Source organism: Mycobacterium colombiense CECT 3035, from assembly GCF_002105755.1.
In the GTDB taxonomy this organism is placed as follows: Bacteria; Actinomycetota; Actinomycetes; order Mycobacteriales; family Mycobacteriaceae; genus Mycobacterium; species Mycobacterium colombiense.
In genome coordinates, this window is record NZ_CP020821.1 from 4,330,249 (window position 1) to 4,349,648 (window position 19,400).

The 19,400-nt window shown below is 68.3% G+C and carries 19 protein-coding genes; 17 read left to right on the forward strand and 2 right to left on the reverse strand.

Going from position 1 to position 19,400, the window contains the following annotated elements; all coding sequences use genetic code 11:
• Positions 1 to 2: 2 nt before the first annotated feature.
• From B9D87_RS20340 to B9D87_RS20375, 8 genes are read left to right on the forward strand one after another with little or no spacing between them, the layout of a single operon-like run.
• A complete protein-coding gene (locus B9D87_RS20340) occupies positions 3 to 707 on the forward strand; it encodes an NIPSNAP family protein (RefSeq protein WP_007769240.1) in 705 nt (234 codons plus the stop codon).
• 23 nt (positions 708 to 730) lie between these two features.
• The gene (locus B9D87_RS20345; RefSeq protein WP_007769239.1) at positions 731 to 1,945 is read left to right on the forward strand and encodes a cytochrome P450; all 1,215 of its coding nucleotides are present in this window, start codon (positions 731 to 733) and stop codon (positions 1,943 to 1,945) included.
• A gap of 1 nt (position 1,946) precedes the next feature.
• Positions 1,947 to 2,915 carry a zinc-binding dehydrogenase gene (locus tag B9D87_RS20350; protein WP_007769237.1) on the forward strand — a complete coding sequence of 323 codons (969 nt, stop codon included), beginning with the start codon at positions 1,947 to 1,949 and terminating at the stop codon, positions 2,913 to 2,915.
• Between the two features lie 7 nt (positions 2,916 to 2,922).
• On the forward strand, positions 2,923 to 3,675 hold the full coding sequence (locus B9D87_RS20355) for an HpcH/HpaI aldolase family protein (protein ID WP_007769236.1): 753 nt from the start codon (positions 2,923 to 2,925) through the stop codon (positions 3,673 to 3,675).
• Complete coding sequence (locus tag B9D87_RS20360) at positions 3,672 to 4,082, forward strand: nuclear transport factor 2 family protein (protein ID WP_007769232.1); 411 nt, start codon at positions 3,672 to 3,674, stop codon at positions 4,080 to 4,082. The genes B9D87_RS20355 and B9D87_RS20360 overlap by 4 nt, the downstream gene beginning before the upstream one ends.
• On the forward strand, positions 4,079 to 4,807 hold the full coding sequence (locus B9D87_RS20365) for an SDR family NAD(P)-dependent oxidoreductase (protein ID WP_007769228.1): 729 nt from the start codon (positions 4,079 to 4,081) through the stop codon (positions 4,805 to 4,807). The genes B9D87_RS20360 and B9D87_RS20365 overlap by 4 nt, the downstream gene beginning before the upstream one ends.
• Positions 4,789 to 6,300, forward strand: coding sequence for a flavin-containing monooxygenase (locus B9D87_RS20370; protein ID WP_040629457.1), 1,512 nt, complete (start codon positions 4,789 to 4,791; stop codon positions 6,298 to 6,300). The genes B9D87_RS20365 and B9D87_RS20370 overlap by 19 nt, the downstream gene beginning before the upstream one ends.
• Complete coding sequence (locus B9D87_RS20375) at positions 6,297 to 7,235, forward strand: alpha/beta hydrolase (protein WP_007769224.1); 939 nt, start codon at positions 6,297 to 6,299, stop codon at positions 7,233 to 7,235. The genes B9D87_RS20370 and B9D87_RS20375 overlap by 4 nt, the downstream gene beginning before the upstream one ends.
• On the opposite strand, the gene B9D87_RS20380 is transcribed toward B9D87_RS20375, so the two are convergent.
• Positions 7,232 to 8,344: an alcohol dehydrogenase catalytic domain-containing protein gene (locus B9D87_RS20380; protein ID WP_007769222.1), complete on the reverse strand. Its 1,113-nt coding sequence runs from the start codon at positions 8,342 to 8,344 to the stop codon at positions 7,232 to 7,234. The two genes, B9D87_RS20375 and B9D87_RS20380, sit on opposite strands and share 4 nt — an antisense overlap.
• Positions 8,345 to 8,358: 14 nt before the next feature.
• Between B9D87_RS20380 and B9D87_RS20385 the strand changes: the two genes are divergently transcribed.
• Both B9D87_RS20385 and B9D87_RS20390 read left to right on the forward strand, forming a co-directional pair.
• The gene (locus B9D87_RS20385; protein WP_007769220.1) at positions 8,359 to 8,832 is read left to right on the forward strand and encodes an acyl-CoA thioesterase; all 474 of its coding nucleotides are present in this window, start codon (positions 8,359 to 8,361) and stop codon (positions 8,830 to 8,832) included.
• A 99-nt stretch (positions 8,833 to 8,931) separates the two neighbouring features.
• Complete coding sequence (locus tag B9D87_RS20390; protein WP_007769219.1) at positions 8,932 to 9,372, forward strand: SRPBCC family protein; 441 nt, start codon at positions 8,932 to 8,934, stop codon at positions 9,370 to 9,372.
• Between the two features lie 18 nt (positions 9,373 to 9,390).
• Here B9D87_RS20390 and B9D87_RS20395 read toward each other — a convergent pair whose 3' ends face one another.
• Positions 9,391 to 10,068, reverse strand: coding sequence for a GntR family transcriptional regulator (locus B9D87_RS20395; protein ID WP_193787386.1), 678 nt, complete (start codon positions 10,066 to 10,068; stop codon positions 9,391 to 9,393).
• Positions 10,069 to 10,251: 183 nt separating this feature from the next.
• Here B9D87_RS20395 and fadD5 point away from each other — a divergent pair, with 183 nt between their 5' ends.
• The 7 genes from fadD5 to B9D87_RS20430 all read left to right on the forward strand — a co-directional run bounded on the left by fadD5 (position 10,252) and on the right by B9D87_RS20430 (position 19,400).
• Positions 10,252 to 11,847, forward strand: a complete 1,596-nt coding sequence (fadD5, locus tag B9D87_RS20400) for a fatty-acid--CoA ligase FadD5 (RefSeq protein WP_040629599.1) — start codon at positions 10,252 to 10,254, stop codon at positions 11,845 to 11,847.
• A gap of 317 nt (positions 11,848 to 12,164) precedes the next feature.
• On the forward strand, positions 12,165 to 12,980 hold the full coding sequence (locus B9D87_RS20405; protein ID WP_040629451.1) for an MlaE family ABC transporter permease: 816 nt from the start codon (positions 12,165 to 12,167) through the stop codon (positions 12,978 to 12,980).
• Position 12,981: 1 nt separating this feature from the next.
• Positions 12,982 to 13,851 (forward strand): MlaE family ABC transporter permease, encoded by an 870-nt coding sequence (locus B9D87_RS20410; protein ID WP_007769208.1) that lies wholly within the window; start codon positions 12,982 to 12,984, stop codon positions 13,849 to 13,851.
• A 5-nt stretch (positions 13,852 to 13,856) separates the two neighbouring features.
• Positions 13,857 to 15,164: an MCE family protein gene (locus tag B9D87_RS20415; RefSeq protein ID WP_007769202.1), complete on the forward strand. Its 1,308-nt coding sequence runs from the start codon at positions 13,857 to 13,859 to the stop codon at positions 15,162 to 15,164.
• Positions 15,161 to 16,201, forward strand: coding sequence for a virulence factor Mce family protein (locus B9D87_RS20420; RefSeq protein ID WP_007769199.1), 1,041 nt, complete (start codon positions 15,161 to 15,163; stop codon positions 16,199 to 16,201). The genes B9D87_RS20415 and B9D87_RS20420 overlap by 4 nt, the downstream gene beginning before the upstream one ends.
• Positions 16,198 to 17,790, forward strand: coding sequence for a virulence factor Mce family protein (locus tag B9D87_RS20425; protein ID WP_007769197.1), 1,593 nt, complete (start codon positions 16,198 to 16,200; stop codon positions 17,788 to 17,790). The genes B9D87_RS20420 and B9D87_RS20425 overlap by 4 nt, the downstream gene beginning before the upstream one ends.
• The gene (locus B9D87_RS20430; protein ID WP_007769194.1) at positions 17,787 to 19,400 is read left to right on the forward strand and encodes a virulence factor Mce family protein; all 1,614 of its coding nucleotides are present in this window, start codon (positions 17,787 to 17,789) and stop codon (positions 19,398 to 19,400) included. The genes B9D87_RS20425 and B9D87_RS20430 overlap by 4 nt, the downstream gene beginning before the upstream one ends.

Below are 19,400 nucleotides of genomic sequence, written 5' to 3' on the forward strand. Positions count from 1 at the left end.
CCATGAAGAAATACTTCGGCCACACACTGCTCTACCTGCACGAGACGATCTCGCTGGGATCCGGGCGAAGCGACCGCTTCACCGAAATCTTCGCCGACACCTACCAGCCGATGATGGAACAACTCGGCGCCCGGCTGTTCGCGATCTGGGAATCCACGCCGTACAACGGACACTGGCCACAGGTGACGGTGATCTGGGAGATCGACGGCTTCGCCGACTACGCCAGGATCGGCGCCGCCCAGGCCCGCGGCGGCAGCCACGAGGCCGCGTCCGGCAAATGGTCGGCGTTCCTCGCCGACATCGGCGCCTCGGGCGAGGGCCGCATCATGTACCCCGGCCCCAGCAACAAGACGCTCGCCCAGCTGCGGGAGGCGAATTTCGCTGCGCCGCTGGTGATCCAAGAGATCATGCAGACCAAGCCGGGCCGTCAGGACGACTACATCCGCGAGCTGGAGCGGCTCTACGTTCCGTGGTCGGAGCGCACCGGCAAGCGCTGGCTGGGTTCGTTCACCACGACTTTCCGCTACAACGAGGTCATCCACTACTGGGCGCTGGACGGCGGCTGGGACTGCTTCGCCGAACACTATCCGTCCTGGAAAGAGAGCCCACCGGCCGAGATCGTCACGTGGATGAGCGTGGCTCCCGCGCTGCGCGACGGCTGGGAGGACTCCATCCTGCAGGCCCTCCCGCCATCGCCACTGCAATGACGGAGCCACCAATCCCCTTGAATATGACCGACTTCCATTACGATCCGTTCGACGTGGCGGTGATGTCGAACCCGTTGCCCTACTACCGGATCCTGCGCGACCGCCACCCGGTCTACTACATGCCGCAATGGGACACCTTCGCGTTGTCGCGGTTCGAGGACATCTGGACGGTGCTGGAGGTCAACAACGGCACGTTCGTCGCTTCGGAAGGCACGCTGCCACCGGCATCGGTTCTCGCGCAACACAACAGCGGCCCGGTCGACGACCCGCCGCTGCACCCGCTGCCGTTTCACGCCATGTTCGACGCCGACCTGTACGGGGAGATCCGGCGCACCCACTCCCGGCCGTTTCGGCCACGGTCGGTCACGGACCTGGAGGGCCGGATCCGTGCGCTGGCCAACGAACGCCTCGACGCGCTGCTGCCGGGCGGTTCGTTCGACCTGACCCAGGACTACGGCGGCATCGTGGTGGCCGCCATCGTATGCGAATTGTGCGGCATCCCAACCGATCTCGCGCCCCAGGTACTCGCCACGGTCAACGCCGGCAGCCTCGCGCAGCCCGGCGAAGGCGTGGACACCGGCCAGGCACGGCCCAACTACTTCGAGTACCTGCTGCCCGCGGTCCAGCGTCGGCGCGCCGATCCGTCCGGGGGACCGCTCGACGTGGTCGACGGCCTGCTCGGCTATCGCCTGCCCGATGGCGGCGCGCTCGACGACATGGAAGTCGCGACCCAGATGCTGTGCATCTTCATCGGGGGAACCGAGACGGTGCCCAAGATCGTCGCGCACGGACTCTGGGAGCTCAGCCGGCGGCCCGACCAACTAGCGGCCGTGCGCGCCGACCTGGACAGCAACGTGCTCGTCGCCCGCGACGAGATGATCCGATTCTGCGCGCCGGCGCAGTGGTTCGCCCGAACGGTGCGCAAGCCCTTCGCGATTCACGGTGAAACCCTGAATCCGGGCCAGCGCGTCATCACCCTGCTCGCCTCGGCCAACCGCGACGAACGGGAATACCCCGAGCCCGACGAATTCGTCTGGGACCGGCCGATCCGGCGCTCGCTGGCGTTCGGCCGTGGCCAGCACTTCTGCATCGGCTACCATCTGGCCCGGCTGGAAGTGGCTGTGCTGCTACAGGAATGGCTGCGCCGGGTGCCCGATTTCGCGATCCAGGGTGACGCCGCCACCCGGCTGCCGTCCAGCTTCCAATGGGGCTGGAACAACATTCCGGTGGAGGTCTGACGTGTGGTCGCACCGGATCATCGCCCCGTACCTGTTCGAGCGCACCACGATCGACGACAAGACGCCCGAGTGCCTGGCCGACGGTCAGGTGCTGCTGCGGTTTTCGGCCGCCGGTGTCTGTGGCAGCGACCTCCCGGCCTTTCGCGGCGCCAGGGGACGGATCCCCGGTGACGACGGCCGAAGCGGTCCCGAGAAAGACGGCTTCCCCATCCACGAGGTCGCCGGCGAGGTGATCGCCAGCCGGCACCCCGCACACCGGCCGGGCGATCACGTGGTCGGCTGGGCGTCGGGGTTCGACGGCTTGATGGAACGCATCGTCAGCAGCGGCGACGGGCTGGCGCCCTACGATCCGGCGTTGACCCCCGCCCAGGCCGTCGGGTTGCAACCGCTGGCCTGCGTGCTCTACGCGTGCGAGCAGCTCGGCGACCTGGCCGGCCGTCACGTCGCGATCATCGGCCAGGGATCGATCGGCCTGTTGTTCTCCTACGTCGCCAAGGCGGCGGGCGCGCGGCGGGTCACCGGGGTCGACCCGATCGATCGCCGCGATGTCGCAAGGGCTTTCGGGGTCGACGACCCGGTGCGCGCCACCAGCGACCGCTGGGTGAGCCAGCTCGGGCCCGGCGACCGCGCGGACGTCGTCATCGAGGCCGTCGGCCACCAGGTCGCCACCCTGAACCACGCCATCGACGCCGCCGCCCCCGGCGGCACCGTGTTCTACTTCGGCGTCGCCGACGACGAGATGTATCCGATCAGCATGCGGGTGATGCTGCGCAACAACCTGACCCTGAAATCCGGTGTGACGCTGGACCGCCAGAGGATGCTGGAGCTCGCCGGCAAGTTCACCGCCGAGCACCCCTGGCTGCTGGGCGCCTACCTCACCCACACGTTCGGCATCGACGGCGTGCAGGACGCGTTCGACCTGGCCTGCCGGCCGGACCCCGAACGCATCAAGATCGCGATCGCCGAATGAGCCGACCATGACTTCGCCGAGCAACCTGCAGCGGGCGCTGAGCCGCAAGACCCCGATCTTCGGCGGCTGGGTCACCGGCCCGACGGCGCTGGGACCCGAGGAATTCGCCCGCGCCGGTTACGATTACGTCGGCTTCGACGCGCAGCACGGCTATCTCGACGACGCCGACATCGCCCGCATCTTGCGCCGCACCGAGCACGTGCCCGTCGGCACCGTGGTGCGCCTGCCCAACGCCGACGCGGCACCGATCGGTCGGGTGCTGGACGCCGGCGCCGACGCCGTCGTCATCGCGATGATCGAGTCGGCGGACCAGGCCGCCGCCGCGGTGGCCGCCACCCGCTACCCACCGCGCGGCGTGCGCAGCTTCGGCCCGCTCCGCGCCAGCCTGGGCCACGACCCCGCCGCCCACGAGGCACGGGCCGGCGTGTTCGCGATGATCGAGACCGCGGCCGCGCTGGCCGGCATCCACGAGATCTGCGCCGTCGACGGGCTCACCGGAATCTACGTCGGCCCGGCCGATCTCGCCATTTCACTCGGGGCCGGCGTCGTCGGCGCCACCCGGCATCCCGACGTGCTGGACGCGATCGTGCGCATCCATCGGGTGGCGACGGACGCGGGCCTGCTCACCGGCATTCACGCCGGGGACGGGAAGACGGGTCATGCCATGGCGCAGTTGGGGTTCGGCATGATCACCCTGGCCGCGGAGTCACAGGCGCTGCGCCGCGGCGCCGCGGAGCACCTGCGTGAGGCGACGCAATGACGGGCGACGCCCGCGACGATGAGGCCGCGATCCGCGAACTGCTCGCCGGTTACGCCCTGGCGCTTGACGTCGGCGACGCCGACGAGTGCGTGCACCTGTTCGCGCCCGACGGCGAATTCCTGGTCTACGGCAAGACCTTTGCCGGCCATGATGCGATCGCGGGCATGTTCCGCGCCGCGGCGCGCGGCCTGCACCTGAACGGCAGCGCGCGGATCGAGGTCGTGGGGGAGCGGGCCACCGCCAGATCGCAGGTACTGTTCGTCCGCGCGGGCGACCTGCAGCTGCGGCCGGCGATCTACGACGACGAACTGACCCGCACCGCCGGGCAGTGGCGGTTTGCGCGGCGCCGCTGCCGCTTCGTCACCAGCGCCGGCCTGGCCAACAGCCCCGAGGTGAGTCCAACATGAACCAACGCGTCGCGCTGGTGACCGGCGCCGCCGGCGGACAGGGCGAGGCGATTGCCAACCGCCTGCGCGGCAAGGGCTTTGCGGTGGCCGCCTGCGACCGGCGGATCGATGAGCTCCGCGCCGCGGTCAGCAAGGCGGGCGACGACGGCGTGATCGCGCTCGAGCTCGACGTCACCGCGCCGGAGCGCTGGGACTCCGTGGTCGCGGAGGTGGTCGGGCGCTTCGGGTCGCTGAGCACGCTGGTCAACTGCGCCGGCGTGCTGCATCGGGCGTCGCTGACCGAGGAGACGCCCGAAGGTTTCGAAACCGCCTGGCGGGTCAACTGTCTGGGCCCGTTCCTCGGGATGCGCGCGGCGCTGGAACACCTACGTAAGGCGTCGAACGCGTGCATCGTCAACATCTGCAGCACCGGCGCGATCCGCCCGTTCCCGCAGCACAGCGCCTACGGGTCGTCGAAGTGGGCGCTGCGCGGACTGACCCAGACCGTCGCCGCCGAACTGGCGCCCTCCGGCATCCGGGTCAATGCCGTCTTCCCCGGGCCGATCGCCACATCGATGCTCGACGAGGCGACCCAATCGCGGCTGGCCGAGGCGTCGATGTTCGGGCGGATCGGCGAGGCCGGTGAAGTCGCCGATGCCGTGGCCTTTTTGGTCTCCGACGAGGCGTCGTTCATCACCGGCTCCGAACTCATCATCGACGGTGGGCAATGCCTGCAGATCCGATGAACGTCGGCATCATCGGTGCCGGACCCGGCGGACTGGCGCTGGGAATCATGCTGTCACGGGCTGGTTTTGACCGGTTCACCATCTTCGACCGGGAGGACGGCGTCGGCGGCACCTGGCGGATCAACACTTATCCGGGGCTGGCGTGCGACGTCAAGTCGCACCTCTACTCCTACTCGTTCGACCTGAACGCCGACTGGTCGCGGCTGTGGTCGGGGCAGCCCGAGATCCTGGATTACTTCCAGCGCTGCGCCGACAAGTACGGTTTGCGGTCACACCTGCGCCTGCGCACCGAAGTCAAGGCGGCGCAATGGGATCCGAAGAGTCAACTGTGGTGCCTGACCACCGCGTCCGGCGAGCAGCATCATTTCAACGTCGTCGTGTCGGCGGTCGGACTGTTCACGCGGCCGCTGCTTCCCGACCTCACCGAAGAGGAGCCGTTCACCGGTACGGTGATGCACTCGTCGCGCTGGGACCACTCGATACCGTTGGAAGGCAAGCGGATCGCCGTGCTCGGCACCGGCTCGACGGCCTCCCAGCTGATCCCCGAGCTGGCCAGGGTCGCCGACAAGGTGTATTCGGTGCAGCGGTCGCCGACCTGGATCCTGCCCAAGCCGGACCGGCACTACACGCGGCGCGAGCGCTGGCTGTTCGCGCACCTCCCGTTCGCCAAAAGGCTGTACCGGGCCCGGCTGTGGCTGCGCAGCGAATCCAACATCGCGGTGATCGAGCATGGCAGCGAAAAGACCGAGCAGTTCAAGGCCGTCGCGCTCGGGATGCTCGAGAAGTCGGTCGACGACGAGGAACTGCGCCGCAAGCTCACTCCGGAGCATCCGATGGGCTGCAAGCGGCTGGTGTTCTCGTCGGACTACCTGGCCGCGTTGACCCGGCCGAACGTCGAGGTGGTGACCAGCCCGGCGCGCGCCCTGCGCAGCCGATCCCTGGTGACCGACGACGGCACCGAACGCGAGGTGGACCTGGTGGTCTGCGCTACCGGCTACGCCGCGGCCGACTATCTCGCGGAACTGGACGTGTCCGGCGAGCACGGAATGACCCTGCGGGAGGTGTGGCGGGACGGGGCGCACGCCTACCTGGGCATGGCCGTGCCGGGCTTCCCCAACTTCTTCATGCTGTACGGTCCCAACACCAATGTCGGCTCCAACAGCGTCATCTTCATCCTCGAGGCGCAGGCGCGCTACGTCGTGCGGGCGCTGAAATATCTGCGGCGCAGGGGCAAGCGCTACGTTGCGGTGCGGCCCGCAGCGCTGGCCGACTTCGTCGCCAAGATCGATCGGTGGATGGTGGGTACGGTGTGGACCACCCAGTGCAGCAACTACTTTCGCGCCCCCAATGGGCGGGTGGTCACCCAGTGGCCGCGCAGCGCGCGCGCTTTCTGGAGCATGACGCGCAGGTTCGTCCCGGCCGACTTTACTTTCACCCCGCCCGTCACGTCGGCGCCCGACCCGGTCACCGCGCCGCAGCGGGGCGCGCGGTGACGGGGCTGGACGGGGCCGATCGCCTGGATCCCGCGCTGCGGGAGGTCGCGACGACGCGCACCGAGTTCTCGCTGGCCGCAATCCAACTCACCCGGGATCCGTTCAACGAGCGCCGCCGGCTGACCGCCGAGCGGACCGATGCGCACGGGGTCCGGATCGTCGGGGATCGCGTGCCGACGCGATCCGGCGGTGTCGACGTGCGCATCTATCGCGGCGGGCCGCAGGGCCCGGCGCCGGCCGTGGTGTTCTGCCACGCAGGGGGTTTCGCGCTGGGCAACCTCGACACCGATCACGTTCAGTGCGTGCAGCTGGCGCGCCGCGGCCGCTGCACCGTGGTGTCGGTCGACTACCGGCTCGCCCCCGAACACCCCTACCCGGCGGCCCTCGACGACGCCGGCGCCGTGCTGACCTGGGTGGCCGCGAACGCGGTTGCGCTCGAAGCGGATCCGGCACGCCTGGCGGTCGCCGGCAGCAGCGCCGGCGCCGCCCTGGCCGCATGCCTGGCACAGCGGGCCACCGACGGGGCGGCGCCGCCGGTGGTGTTCCAGCTGCTGCACCAGCCGGTGCTCGACGATCGGGGCACCTTGTCGAAGGCGGAGTTCCGCGCCAGCCCGGCGTTCGACGGCGAGGCCGCCGACCTGATGTGGCGCCACTACCTGGGCCCGGCCAGCACAGCCGAAACCGCGGTGCCCGCCCGTCGCGGCGAATTCGCGGGACTGCCACCGGCTTTGATCACCTGCGCCGAGATCGACCCGTTTCGCGACGAGGCGATCGACTACGCGCTGCGGCTACTGCGCGCCGGGGTCTCGGCCGAGTTGCACGTCTTCGCGCGCGCCTGTCACGGGTTCGACTCGCTGCTGCCGCATTGGGCGGGCTCGCAACGACTGTTCGCGCTGCAGGGCGACGCCTTGGCGAGCGCGTTGCACAACGACTAACCGTCGAATCTGATCAGCTGCCGGACGGCGGTGCCGTCGGCCAGGTTGTCCATCGCCTCGTTGATGCCCTCCAGCGGAATCGTCGACGACACCAACGATTCCACCGGCAACCGCCCGGACTGCCACAGCTCGACGAAACGGGGAATGTCCCGGCTGGGCACCGCCGAGCCGAGGTAACTGCCGATCAACGACCGGCCTTCGGCCACAAAGCCCAACGGCGACACGCTGATTCGGGCGGCGGGCGGCGGCAGGCCCACCGTAACGGTCCGGCCCCCGGGCGCGGTCAACGCGATCGAGGTCTCCAGCGCGGCCGGATGACCGACGGCCTCGACCACCACCGCGGCCTTCACCCCGGCGTCGGTGGCCTGCTGCGGCGTGTAGGCGTCATGGGCGCCCAGGCGGCGCGCTGCCGCCAATTTCTCCGGCAGCTGATCGACCGCCACGACGCGGACGTCGGGATAGGTCAGCGCGGTGAGCAGCGCCGCCATCCCGACACCGCCCAGCCCGACGACGGCGACGGTCTGGCCGGGTCGGGGATGTCCCACGTTGAGCACCGCGCCACCGCCGGTGAGCACCGCGCAGCCCAGCAGCGCGGCGACGTCGGCCGGCACGTCGCCGGGCACTGCGACCGCGCTGGCGCGGTTGACGACCGCGTGCGTCGCGAAGCCCGAGACGCCCAGGTGGTGAAACACCGGGTGCCCGGCGCGGCTGAGCCGGATGTCGCCGCCGAGCAGGGTGCCGGCGCCGTTCGCCGCGCTGCCCGGTTCGCACGGCGTGAGGCCGTCGGTCGCGCACGCCGCGCAATGGCCGCACCGCGGCAGGAACACCAGCACCACCCGCTGACCCACGGCCAGGTCGTCGACGCCCTCACCGACCCGCTCGACGATCCCGGCGGCCTCGTGGCCGAGCAACATCGGCACCGGCCGCACCCGGTTGCCGTCGACCACCGACAGGTCGGAGTGGCAGACGCCGGCCGCCTCGACTCGGACCATGACCTCGCCGCGTCCCGGCGGCGCCAGGTCGAGCTCGGTGACGGCGATCGGCCGCGACTGCGCGTAGGGCCGAGGTGACCCGATGTGCTCCAGCACCGCGCCCCGGATTGAAGGCATGCTGGAATACAACCATGGCGTCGGCTTCCGTAGTTCCGCCCGCACCCGACGGGCTGACCAGCAACGATTTTCCGGTGCTGTGGCCGGTCGGAACCCGGTGGGCCGACAACGACATGTTCGGCCACCTCAACAACGCCGTGTATTACCAGCTGTTCGACACCGCGATCAACGCGTGGATCAACACCAGCACCGGGCTGGACCCGCTCACCACGCCCGCCCTGGGCATCGTGGCGGAATCGGGTTGCCGCTACTTCTCCGAACTGCAATTCCCGCAGGACCTCAGGGTGGGCCTGGCCGTCACGCGGCTGGGCCGGAGCAGCGTCACCTACCGGCTGGGCGTCTTCCGGGCCGAGCCCGCGGCAACTCAGGCCCAACCCATCACCGCGCTCGGACACTGGGTGCACGTCTACGTCGACCGGGTCACCCGCAAGTCCGTCCCGATTCCCGACGCCGTTCGCGCGCTGCTGGCCACGGCCACCGTGGACTGACAGGTCGACCAATAACGGCCCGGCACCAGGGTTTTCGTCACCGCACGGGGCCGCGACGGCACCGCAAGGACGCGCGGCCGGCCCGGCTATGCTTCGCGCATGCCAGTCATGAGCAAGACCGTCGAGGTGGACGCCGACGCCGCATTGATCATGAGGATCGTCGGCGACTTCGAGGCGTACCCGCAGTGGAACGAGGAGATCAAGGGCCTCTGGGTGCTGGCCCGCTACGACGACGGGCGGCCCAGCCAGCTGCGGCTCGATACCGACTATCAGGGCATGCAGAGCATGTTCATCCAGGCCGTGTACTACCCGGGCGACAACCAGATCCAGACCGTGCTGCAGCAGGGCGACCTGTTCACCAAGCAGGAGCAGTTGTTCAGCGTGGTGCCGATGGGGGCGTCGAGCCTGCTGACGGTGGACCTGGACGTCGAAACCTCGATGCCGGTGCCGGCGCCGATGGTGAAGCAGCTCCTCAACAATGTGCTCGACCATCTGGCCGAAAGCCTCAAGCAGCGCGCCGAGCAGCTGGCCGCGACCTAGCCTGCGGTGCGCTCGCCGCTAAAAGATTCCGATGCGGTCGCGCATCTCGGTCAGCCGGGTGGCCGCGTCGGTGAACTGCCACACGGTGTGCTCGATTACCGCGGCGGTGTCGTGGCGGCGCAGCGCGGCGATCAGCTGGCGGTGGTTGTCGACGGCGGCCTCTCCCCACTGCGGATCGGCGGCATAGACCAGCACCGGCATGTAGCGCGCGGCGTTGAGCAGGAACCAGGCCAGCTTGATCCGGCCGCTTGCCTGGTTGAAGACGCGGTGGAACGCGAACTCGATGCCCGCGATGGTCTCGGCGTCGCCGGAGCCCACGGCCGCGGCCAGCGAGTCGTTGATCCGGTCCAGCTCGTCGATCTGGGCGTCGGTGATGTGGTCGGTGGCCGCGGCCGCCAGCTCCCGGGCGATCGACGCCTGCAGCCAGAAGATGTCCTCGATGTCCTGTCGGGTCAGCGGCAGCACGACGTGGCCGCGGTGCGGTTCGAGCTGCACCATGCCCTCGCCGCGCAGCTTCAGCAGGGCCTCGCGCACCGGGGTGACGCTGACCCCGAGCTCGGCCGCGGTCTCGTCCAACCGGATGAACGTCCCGGGGCGCAGGGTGCCGGACATGATCGCCGCCCGCAGGTGACCGGCCACCTCATCGGACAGCTGCGCCCGGCGTAGCGGCCGCCGACTCCTCGGCTGCATTGACATCGGTGCGTTCACGGGGGCTGCCAGGGCTTTCGTGGGCTTGGCGGGACGGGGTTTAAGTTTTGACGGGCGTTAGCCGGGACTTGTCAGTGGACCGTCAACGCCATAGTGTGACCCACACAACACGAAGTTTTATCAAATATCAACCTGGCGCAAGCGGTGCGCGAGTGAAGGGGAGTGCTGAGTTTGACCGCGCAACTGGCGAACCATCAGACACAGGCGAACGAGCAGCCATACCTGGCCCGGCGACAGAACTGGGTGAACCAGCTGGAGCGGCATGCGCTGATGCAGCCGAAGGCGACGGCGCTGCGGTTCCTGGGCAAGACCCTGACGTGGGGCGACCTGCGCGACCGGGTGGCGGCGCTCGCCGACGCGCTGAGCCGCCGGGGTGTCGGCTTCGGCGACCGGGTCATGATCCTGATGCTCAACCGCACCGAGTTCGTCGAGTCGGTGCTGGCCGTCAACATGCTCGGCGCCATCGCGGTCCCGCTGAACTTCAGGCTCACCCCGCCCGAGATCGCATTCCTGGTCCAGGATTGTGAAGCGCGTGTGATCGTCACCGAACCCGTGCTGGCGCCGGTGGCCACCGGGGTTCGCGACATCGAGTCGCTGCTGGCCACCGTCGTGGTGGCCAGCGGCTCGACCGATGACAGCGTGCTCGGCTACGAGGACCTGATCAACGAGGTCGGCCAGGAGCACCAGCCCGTCGACATCCCGAACGACTCGCCGGCGCTGATCATGTACACCTCGGGCACCACCGGGCGGCCGAAGGGCGCCGTGCTGACCCACACCAACCTGACCGGCCAGACGATGACCGGGCTGTACACCAACGGCGCCGACATCAACAACGACGTCGGGTTCATCGGCGTCCCGTTCTTCCACATCGCCGGCATCGGCAACCTGCTGACCGGGGTGCTGCTCGGCATCCCGACGGTGATCTACCCGCTCGGCGCCTTCGAGCCCGGGCAGCTGCTCGACGTGCTCGCCGCGGAGAAGGTCACCGGCATCTTTCTGGTGCCCGCCCAGTGGCAGGCGGTCTGCGCCGAACAGCACGCGCGCCCGCGCGAGCTGAAGTTGCGGGTGATCTCGTGGGGCGCCGCGCCGGCCCCCGACGCGTTGCTGCGGGAGATGTCGGCGAGATTCCCCGGCACGCAGATCCTGGCCGCGTTCGGCCAGACGGAGATGTCGCCGGTCACGTGCATGTTGCTAGGCGAAGACGCCATCCGTAAACGCGGTTCGGTCGGCAAGGTGATCCCCACCGTGGCAGCCCGTGTCGTCGACGAGAACATGAATGACGTGCCGATCGGTGAGGTCGGCGAAATCGTTTACCGCGCACCGACTTTGATGAGCGGCTACTGGAACAACCCGGAAGCCACGGCGGAAGCGTTCGCCGGCGGCTGGTTTCACTCCGGCGACCTCGTCCGGATGGACGAAGACGGTTACGTGTGGGTGGTCGACCGCAAGAAGGACATGATCATCTCCGGCGGCGAGAACATCTATTGCGCCGAGGTGGAAAACGTCCTCGCCAGCCACCCCAGCATCGTCGAGGTCGCCGTGATCGGCCGCGCCCACGAAAAGTGGGGTGAGGTGCCCATCGCGGTCGCCGCTGTCGCGGGCGACAATTTACGGCTCGACGAGCTCGATGAGTTTCTGACCGAACGGCTTGCGCGGTACAAGCACCCGAAGGCGCTCGAGATCGTCGACGCGCTGCCGCGCAACCCGGCCGGAAAGGTGCTCAAGACTGAACTGCGAGTTCGCTACGGCGTCGGAGAAATCGACTAAATCCATTCTAGGCCAAGAGATTTTAGGAGCAGAAAGGAAAGTTGACGGGAGCTGTAACGTTTGCCAGCTGTTGGCGAAGGGTTAATTGTGCAGATGCGGTTCACACGTGCTTGGCCATCGGGTACATTCCTGTGGTCTCCGTTACTACTTGCCAGTAGGGAGCCGATGGTCACAGGCATCATGCCGGGGCGAGGTGGGAGCACCCCCGGCCGCACTGGGGGTACCGACCGCTTGCGGGGGACGGTAAGGGGGCTAGGCGTGCTAGACGATCCGCCGCGACGCCAGGAGGCGCGCGGTGACGGCCAGAGGGGGCAACGGTGACTTCAACGTCGACAAGTGGGCGGGGTCCCTACTTGGTCGGCTATGTACGCGACCAACTGGAGACGCCCCTGACGCTTGTCGGGGGGTTCTTCCGGATGTGCGTGCTCACCGGGAAGGCGCTGTTCCGCTGGCCGTTCCAGTACCGCGAATTCATCCAGCAGTGCTGGTTCATCATGCGGGTGGCGTTCCTGCCGACGATCATGGTGTCGATCCCGCTGACCGTGTTGCTGATCTTCACGCTCAACGTCCTGCTCGCCCAGTTCGGCGCGGCCGACCTGTCCGGCGCCGGCGCCGCGATCGGCGCGGTCACCCAGCTCGGCCCGCTGACCACGGTGCTGGTGGTCGCCGGCGCCGGCTCGACCGCGATCTGCGCGGACCTGGGTGCCCGCACCATCCGCGAAGAGATCGACGCGATGGAAGTGCTCGGCATCGACCCGATCCACCGGCTGGTGGTGCCCCGCGTGGTCGCCGCGACCCTGGTCGCCACCCTGCTCAACGGCCTGGTGATCACCGTGGGCCTGGTCGGCGGCTACCTGTTCGGCGTCTACCTGCAGAACGTCTCCGGCGGCGCCTACCTGGCCACGTTGACGACCATCACCGGCCTGCCCGAGGTCGTCATCGCGACGGTCAAGGCCGCCGTCTTCGGCCTGATCGCCGGCCTGGTCGGCTGCTACCGCGGCCTGACCGTGCGCGGCGGCTCCAAGGGCCTGGGCACCGCGGTCAACGAGACCGTCGTGCTCTGCGTCGTCGCGCTCTATGCCGTCAACGTGGTGCTGACCACCATCGGTGTGCGGTTCGGGACGGGGCACTGAAATGTCGACTTCCGCCGTCTTTCGCGCCCGCTTCCCGCGGGCGGCAGAGAACCTCAACCGCTATGGCCTCGCGGCGTCCCGCGGTCTGGACGACATCGGCCAGATGGCGTGGTTCGGCGCTCTCGCCGTCGGGCACATCCCGCACGCGTTGCGCAACTACCGCAAGGAGACGCTGCGGCTGATCGCCCAGATCGGCATGGGCACCGGCGCGATGGCGGTCATCGGTGGCACCGTCGCCATCGTCGGCTTCGTGACGCTGTCCGGTAGCTCGCTGGTCGCCATCCAGGGTTTCGCCTCGCTGGGCAACATCGGTGTCGAGGCGTTCACCGGGTTCTTCGCCGCGCTGATCAACGTGCGCATCGCCGCGCCCGTCGTCACCGGCATCGCGATGGCCGCCACGGTCGGCGCCGGCGCCACCGCGGAGCTGGGCGCCATGAGGATCAGCGAGGAGGTCGACGCCCTGGAAGTGATGGGCATCAAATCGATCTCGTTCCTGGCCTCCACCCGCATCATGGCCGGGCTGGTCGTGATCATCCCGATCTACTCCATGGCGATCATCATGACCTTCCTGTCCCCGCAGATCACCACCACGGTGATCTACGGACAGTCGAACGGCACCTACGAGCACTACTTCCGGACGTTCCTGCGTCCCGACGACGTGTTCTGGTCGTTCCTGGAGGCCATCATCATCACCGCGGTCGTGATGATCACCCACTGCTTCTACGGCTACGAGGCCGGCGGCGGCCCGGTGGGCGTCGGTGAGGCCGTCGGCCGCTCGATGCGCTTCTCGCTGGTGTCGGTACAGGTTGTCGTGTTGTCCGCCGCGTTGGCGCTCTACGGCGTCAACCCGAACTTCGCACTCACGGTGTAACCGCCATGGCCCGACCGATCCAGACCAACGCCCCGCGGACGCCGCCGTACAAGCTGGCCGGCGTCGCGCTGTTGGTCGTCTTCGCGTTGGCGCTGGCCCTGATCTACGGCCAGTTCCGGGGCAACTTCACGCCCAAGACCGAGTTGACGATGCTGGCGGCGCGGGCCGGGTTGGTGATGGATCCCGGTTCGAAGGTGACCTACAACGGGGTGGAGATCGGCCGGGTGGGGTCGATTGCGGAGACGGTGCGCGACGGCAAGCCGGCCGCCAAGTTCACCCTCGAGGTGTACCCGCGGTACCTCAAGCTGATCCCGTCGAACGTCAACGCCGACATCAAGGCGACGACGGTGTTCGGCGGCAAGTACGTGTCGTTGACGACGCCGGCCAACCCGTCGCCGCAGAAGATTTCGACACACACGGTGATCGATGCGCGGTCGGTGACCACCGAGATCAACACGCTGTTCCAGACGATCACCTCGATCGCGGAGAAGGTGGATCCGGTCAAGCTGAATCTGACGTTGAGCGCGGCGGCCCAGTCGTTGGCCGGGCTGGGGGAGAAGTTCGGCCAGTCGGTGACCAACGCCAACGTGCTGCTCGATGACGTGAATCCGCAGCTGCCGCAGGCGCGCAAGGACATTCAGCAGTTGGCGGCCCTGGGCGACACCTACGCCAACGCCGCGCCGGACCTGTTGGACTTCTTGAACAACGCGGTGATCACCTCGCGCACCATCAACGCCCAGCAAAAGGATCTGGATCAGGCGCTGCTGTCGGCGGCCGGGTTCGGCAACACCGGCGCGGACCTGTTTAACAAGGGCGGGCCGTATCTGGCGCGCGGCGCCGAAGATCTGGTGCCGACGGCGCAGCTGCTGGACACCTACAGCCCCGAGCTGTTCTGCACCGTGCGCAACTACCACGACATCGAGCCCAAGGCCTCGTCGTTCCTGGGCGGCAACGGCTACTCGCTGGTGGCGCACACCCAGGCGCTGTCCGGATTGGGGCTGATCGCCAACCCGCTGTCGCTGGTGGCCGTCGCGGCGCTCACGCTCGGGCTCGGCGCCACGGCCGGCCTGGTCGGCGGTGCCCCCAACCCGTACGTCTACCCCGAGAACCTGCCGCGGGTGAACGCGCGCGGCGGCCCGGGCGGTGCGCCGGGGTGCTGGCAGCCGCTCACCCACGACCTGTGGCCCGCGCCGGAGCTGGTGATGGACTCCGGCAACAGCCTCGCGCCGTACAACCACCTGGACACCGGATCGCCGTACGCGATCGAGTACGTCTGGGGACGCCAGGTAGGGGATAACACGATCAACCCATGAAAATCACCGGAACCATTGTCAAGCTCAGCATCTTCTCGGTGGTGCTGTTGATCTTCACCGTGATGATCATCGTGGTGTTCGGTCAGATGCGGTTCGACCGCACCAACGGTTACTCGGCGGAGTTCACCAACGTCAGCGGCCTGCGCGCGGGACAGTTCGTCCGCGCGTCGGGGGTTGAGGTCGGCAAGGTCGACTCGGTGGAGCTGGTCGACGGCGGCAAGCGCGCCCGGGTGAAGTTCAACGTCGACCGCTCGATCCCGCTGTATCAGTCGACGACCGCCCAGATCCGCTACCTCGACCTGATCGGCAATCGCTACCTGGAGATCAAGCGCGGTCAGGGCGAAGGCGCCGACAAGGTGCTGCCGGCCGGCGGGTTCATCCCGTTGGCGCGCACCCAGCCGGCGCTCGACCTCGACGCTTTGATCGGTGGGTTCAAGCCGCTGTTCCGGGCGCTGGACCCGCAGAAGGTCAACACCATCGCGAGCGCGCTGGTCACCGTGTTCCAGGGCCAGGGCGGCACCATCAACGACATCCTCGATCAGACCGCGCAGCTGACCAGTCAGCTCGGCCAGCGCGACCAGGCGATCGGCGAGGTCATCAAGAACCTGAACACCGTGCTGGACACGACCGTTCGGCACCGCCAGCAGTTCGACCAGACCATCAACAACCTCGAGGTGCTGATCACCGGTCTGAAGGACCACGGCGACCAGTTGGCAGGGGGCACCGCGCACATCAGCAACGCCGCAGGCACCGTCGCCGACCTGCTCGCCGAGGACCGCGGACTGTTGCACAAGACGATTAACTACCTGGACGCGGTGCAGCAGCCGCTGATCGACCAGCAAGACCAACTGCAGGACTACCTCAAGAAGGTGCCGACCGCGTTGAACATGATCGGACGCGCCATCGGGTCCTACGGGGACTTCGTCAACTTCTATGCCTGCGACATCACCCTGAAGATCAACGGCCTGCAGGCCGGCGGCCCGGTCCGCACGGTCCGGCTGTTCCAGCAGCCGACGGGTAGGTGCACGCCGCAATGAGAACACTGGAACCACCCAACCGGCTTCGCATCGGGCTGATGGGCATCGTCGTGACGGTGCTGGTGATCGGCGTGGGGCAAAGTTTCACCAGTGTCCCGATGTTGATGGCCAAACCGCACTACTATGGCCAGTTCTCCGACACCGGTGGCCTCAGCAAAGGCGACAAAGTGCGCATCGCCGGCGTGGACGTCGGCAAGGTGGAGGGCCTCAAGATCGACGGCGACCACATCCTGGTCCAATTCAATACCGGCACAGCAACGTTCGGCACCGAGAGCCGGATCGCAGTCAAGACCGACACCATCCTCGGAAAGAAGATCCTCGAACTCGAGGCGCGCGGCAACCAGCCGCTACGACCCGGGGCGACGCTGCCGATCGGCCAAAGCACCACCCCCTACCAGATTTACGACGCCTTCTTCGACGTCACCAAGGCCGCCCAGGGCTGGGACATCGACACCGTCAAGCGGTCGCTGCACGTGCTGTCGCAGACCATCGACCAGACCTACCCGCACCTGAGCCCGGCGCTGGAAGGCGTGGAGAAGTTCTCCGACACCATCGGCAAGCGCGACGAAGAGGTCAAGCACCTGCTCGCCCAGGCCAATCAGGTGGCCGGCATCCTCGGTAACCGCAGCGACCAGATCGACCGGTTGCTGGTCAACACCAAGACCCTGCTGGCCGCCTTCAACGAGCGCGGCCAGGCCATCAACGCGCTGCTGGGCAACATCGCCGCGTTCTCCGAACAGGTCAAGGGCCTGATCAACGACAACCCGAACCTGAACCACGTGCTGGAGCAGCTGCGCACGGTGAGCGACATCCTGGTGCAGCGCAAAGACGACCTGGCCAACGGTTTCACCGAGGTCGGCAAGTTCCTGCCCTCGCTGAACGAGGCCATCGCGTCGGGACCGTTCTTCAAGGTGGTCCTGCACAACCTGGCCCTGTACCAGATTTCGCAGCCGTGGGTCGACGCCGCCTTCAAGAAGCGTGGCATCGACCCGGAGAACTTCTGGCGCAGTGCGGGGTTGCCGGCCTACCGGTTCCCCGACCCCAACGGCACCCGGTTCCCCAACGGCGCGCCGCCGCCGGCGCCGCCGGTGCTCGAGGGCACGCCCGATCACCCGGGTCCGGCCGTCCCCCCGGGATCGCCGTGCTCGTACACGCCGGCCAACCCGGGCGGCAACGTCACGGTGGGCGACGAGGGCCTGCCGCGGCCGTGGAATCCGTTGCCGTGCGCGGGTGCGACGTCGGGCCCGTTCGGTGGGCCGGGCTTCCCGGCTCCGGTCGACGTGATGACGTCGCCGCCGAACCCCGCGGGTCTGCCGCCGACGCCGGGCATCCCGATCGCGGGCCGGCCGGGTGACCCGCCGCCCGACGTGCCGGGCACACCGGTGCCGCTGCCGGCGCAGGCGCCCCCGGGCGCGCGCACCGAGAACCTCGCACCGGCCGGACCGGTGCCGCCGCCGTCGACGTTCGCGCCGGGATTCCCGCCGGGACCCGCGGCGCCGCCCGGGCCGGGCAACCAACTGCCGGCACCGTTCATCAATCCCGGCGGAGCCGGAGGCAGTGGCGCAGCGGGGGGAGGTAGCCAGAATTGAGCACCATCTTTGACATCCGCAACATCCGGCTGCCGAGGCTGTCTCGGGCATCGGTGATCATCGGATCGCTGGTGGTGATCCTGGCGCTCATCGTCGGCTACGTCGGCTGGCGGCTGTACGAGAAGCTGACCACCAACACCGTGGTGGCCTACTTCCCGGCGGCCAACGCGCTGTACCCGGGCGACAAGGTCCAGATCATGGGTCTGCGGGTGGGCGCGATCGACAAGATCGAGCCGGTCGGCGACAAGATGAAGGTCACCTTCCACTACGAGAACCAGTACCGGGTGCCGGCCAACGCCTCGGCGGTCATCCTCAACCCCACCCTGGTGGCGTCGCGGGCCATCCAGCTGGAGCCGGCCTACAAGGGCGGGCCGGTGCTGGCCGACAACGCGGTGATTCCCGAAGAGCGCACCCAGGTGCCGGTGGAGTGGGACCAGCTGCGCAACAGCATCACCAACATCATCTCCAAGCTCGGCCCCACACCCGAGCAGCCGAAGGGCCCGTTCGGTGAGGTCATCGAGTCGTTCGCCAACGGGCTGGCCGGCAAGGGCAAGCAGTTCAACGCCACGCTGACCAGCCTGTCGCAGGCGCTGACCGCGCTGAACGAGGGTCGCGGCGACTTCTTCGCGGTGGTGCGCAGCCTGGCGCTGTTCGTCAACGCGCTGCACAACGACGACCAGCAGTTCGTCGCGCTCAACCAGAACCTGGCGGACTTCACCACGCGGCTGGCGCATTCCGACAGCGACCTGTCCAACGCCATCCAGCAGTTCGACAGCCTGCTCACCACCGTGCGGCCCTGGCTGGACCAGAACCGCGGGGTGCTGGTCCAGGACATCAATAACCTGGAAACGGCGACGAACGCGCTGCTGCAACCGGATCCGCTGAATGGGCTGGAGACCGCGCTGCACGTGCTGCCGACGGCCGCGGCGAACATCAACCAGATCTATCACCCGTCGCACGGCTCGGTGGTGGCCATCCCGTCGATCACCAACTTCGCGAACCCGATGCAGTTCATCTGTAGTGCGATCCAGGCCGGCAGCCGGTTGGGCTACCAGGAGTCGGCCGAACTGTGCGCGCAGTACCTGTCGCCGATTCTCGACGCGATCAAGTTCAACTACCCGCCGTTCGGGTTGAACCTGTTCAGCACGGCCGAGACGCTGCCGAAGGAGGTCGCCTACTCCGAGGACCGGCTGCACCCGCCAAACGGCTATAAGGACACCACCGTCCCGGGCATCTGGGTGCCGGACACCCCGACGTCGCACCGCAACACCCAGCCGGGCTGGATCGTCGCCCCGGGCATGCAGGGGCAGCAGGTCGGGCCGATCACCGCGGGCCTGATGACGCCGGACTCGCTGGAAGAGCTGATGGGTGGGCCGAACATCGCGCCCGTCCAGTCGAACCTGCAGACCCCGCCGGGTCCGCCGAACGCCTACGACGAGAACCCGATCGTGCCGCCCATGGGGCTGAACGCTCCGGTGCCGATCCAGCCGCCACCGCCGGGGCCGGAGGTGATCCCGGGCCCGGTCGCTCCGACGCCGGCCCCGGTGTCCGTGCCCGCCCCGAACGCGGGCGGTCCGGCGGCACCCGCTGACTTTGGAGGTGGCCAGTGA

What these genes read in the sequence shown, in the direction of transcription:
- B9D87_RS20365 (WP_007769228.1), top strand. Translation starts at nt 4,079, where the DNA reads ATGAACCAACGCGTCGCGCTGGTGACCGGCGCCGCCGGCGGACAGGGC.
- B9D87_RS20380 (WP_007769222.1), bottom strand. Translation starts at nt 8,344, where the DNA reads ATGCCTTCAATCCGGGGCGCGGTGCTGGAGCACATCGGGTCACCTCGG.
- B9D87_RS20420 (WP_007769199.1), top strand. Translation starts at nt 15,161, where the DNA reads ATGAAAATCACCGGAACCATTGTCAAGCTCAGCATCTTCTCGGTGGTG.
- B9D87_RS20360 (WP_007769232.1), top strand. Translation starts at nt 3,672, where the DNA reads ATGACGGGCGACGCCCGCGACGATGAGGCCGCGATCCGCGAACTGCTC.
- B9D87_RS20410 (WP_007769208.1), top strand. Translation starts at nt 12,982, where the DNA reads ATGTCGACTTCCGCCGTCTTTCGCGCCCGCTTCCCGCGGGCGGCAGAG.
- B9D87_RS20370 (WP_040629457.1), top strand. Translation starts at nt 4,789, where the DNA reads ATGCCTGCAGATCCGATGAACGTCGGCATCATCGGTGCCGGACCCGGC.
- B9D87_RS20345 (WP_007769239.1), top strand. Translation starts at nt 731, where the DNA reads ATGACCGACTTCCATTACGATCCGTTCGACGTGGCGGTGATGTCGAAC.
- B9D87_RS20385 (WP_007769220.1), top strand. Translation starts at nt 8,359, where the DNA reads ATGGCGTCGGCTTCCGTAGTTCCGCCCGCACCCGACGGGCTGACCAGC.
- B9D87_RS20415 (WP_007769202.1), top strand. Translation starts at nt 13,857, where the DNA reads ATGGCCCGACCGATCCAGACCAACGCCCCGCGGACGCCGCCGTACAAG.
- B9D87_RS20390 (WP_007769219.1), top strand. Translation starts at nt 8,932, where the DNA reads ATGCCAGTCATGAGCAAGACCGTCGAGGTGGACGCCGACGCCGCATTG.
- B9D87_RS20425 (WP_007769197.1), top strand. Translation starts at nt 16,198, where the DNA reads ATGAGAACACTGGAACCACCCAACCGGCTTCGCATCGGGCTGATGGGC.
- B9D87_RS20340 (WP_007769240.1), top strand. Translation starts at nt 3, where the DNA reads ATGAAGAAATACTTCGGCCACACACTGCTCTACCTGCACGAGACGATC.
- B9D87_RS20395 (WP_193787386.1), bottom strand. Translation starts at nt 10,068, where the DNA reads ATGTCAATGCAGCCGAGGAGTCGGCGGCCGCTACGCCGGGCGCAGCTG.
- B9D87_RS20355 (WP_007769236.1), top strand. Translation starts at nt 2,923, where the DNA reads ATGACTTCGCCGAGCAACCTGCAGCGGGCGCTGAGCCGCAAGACCCCG.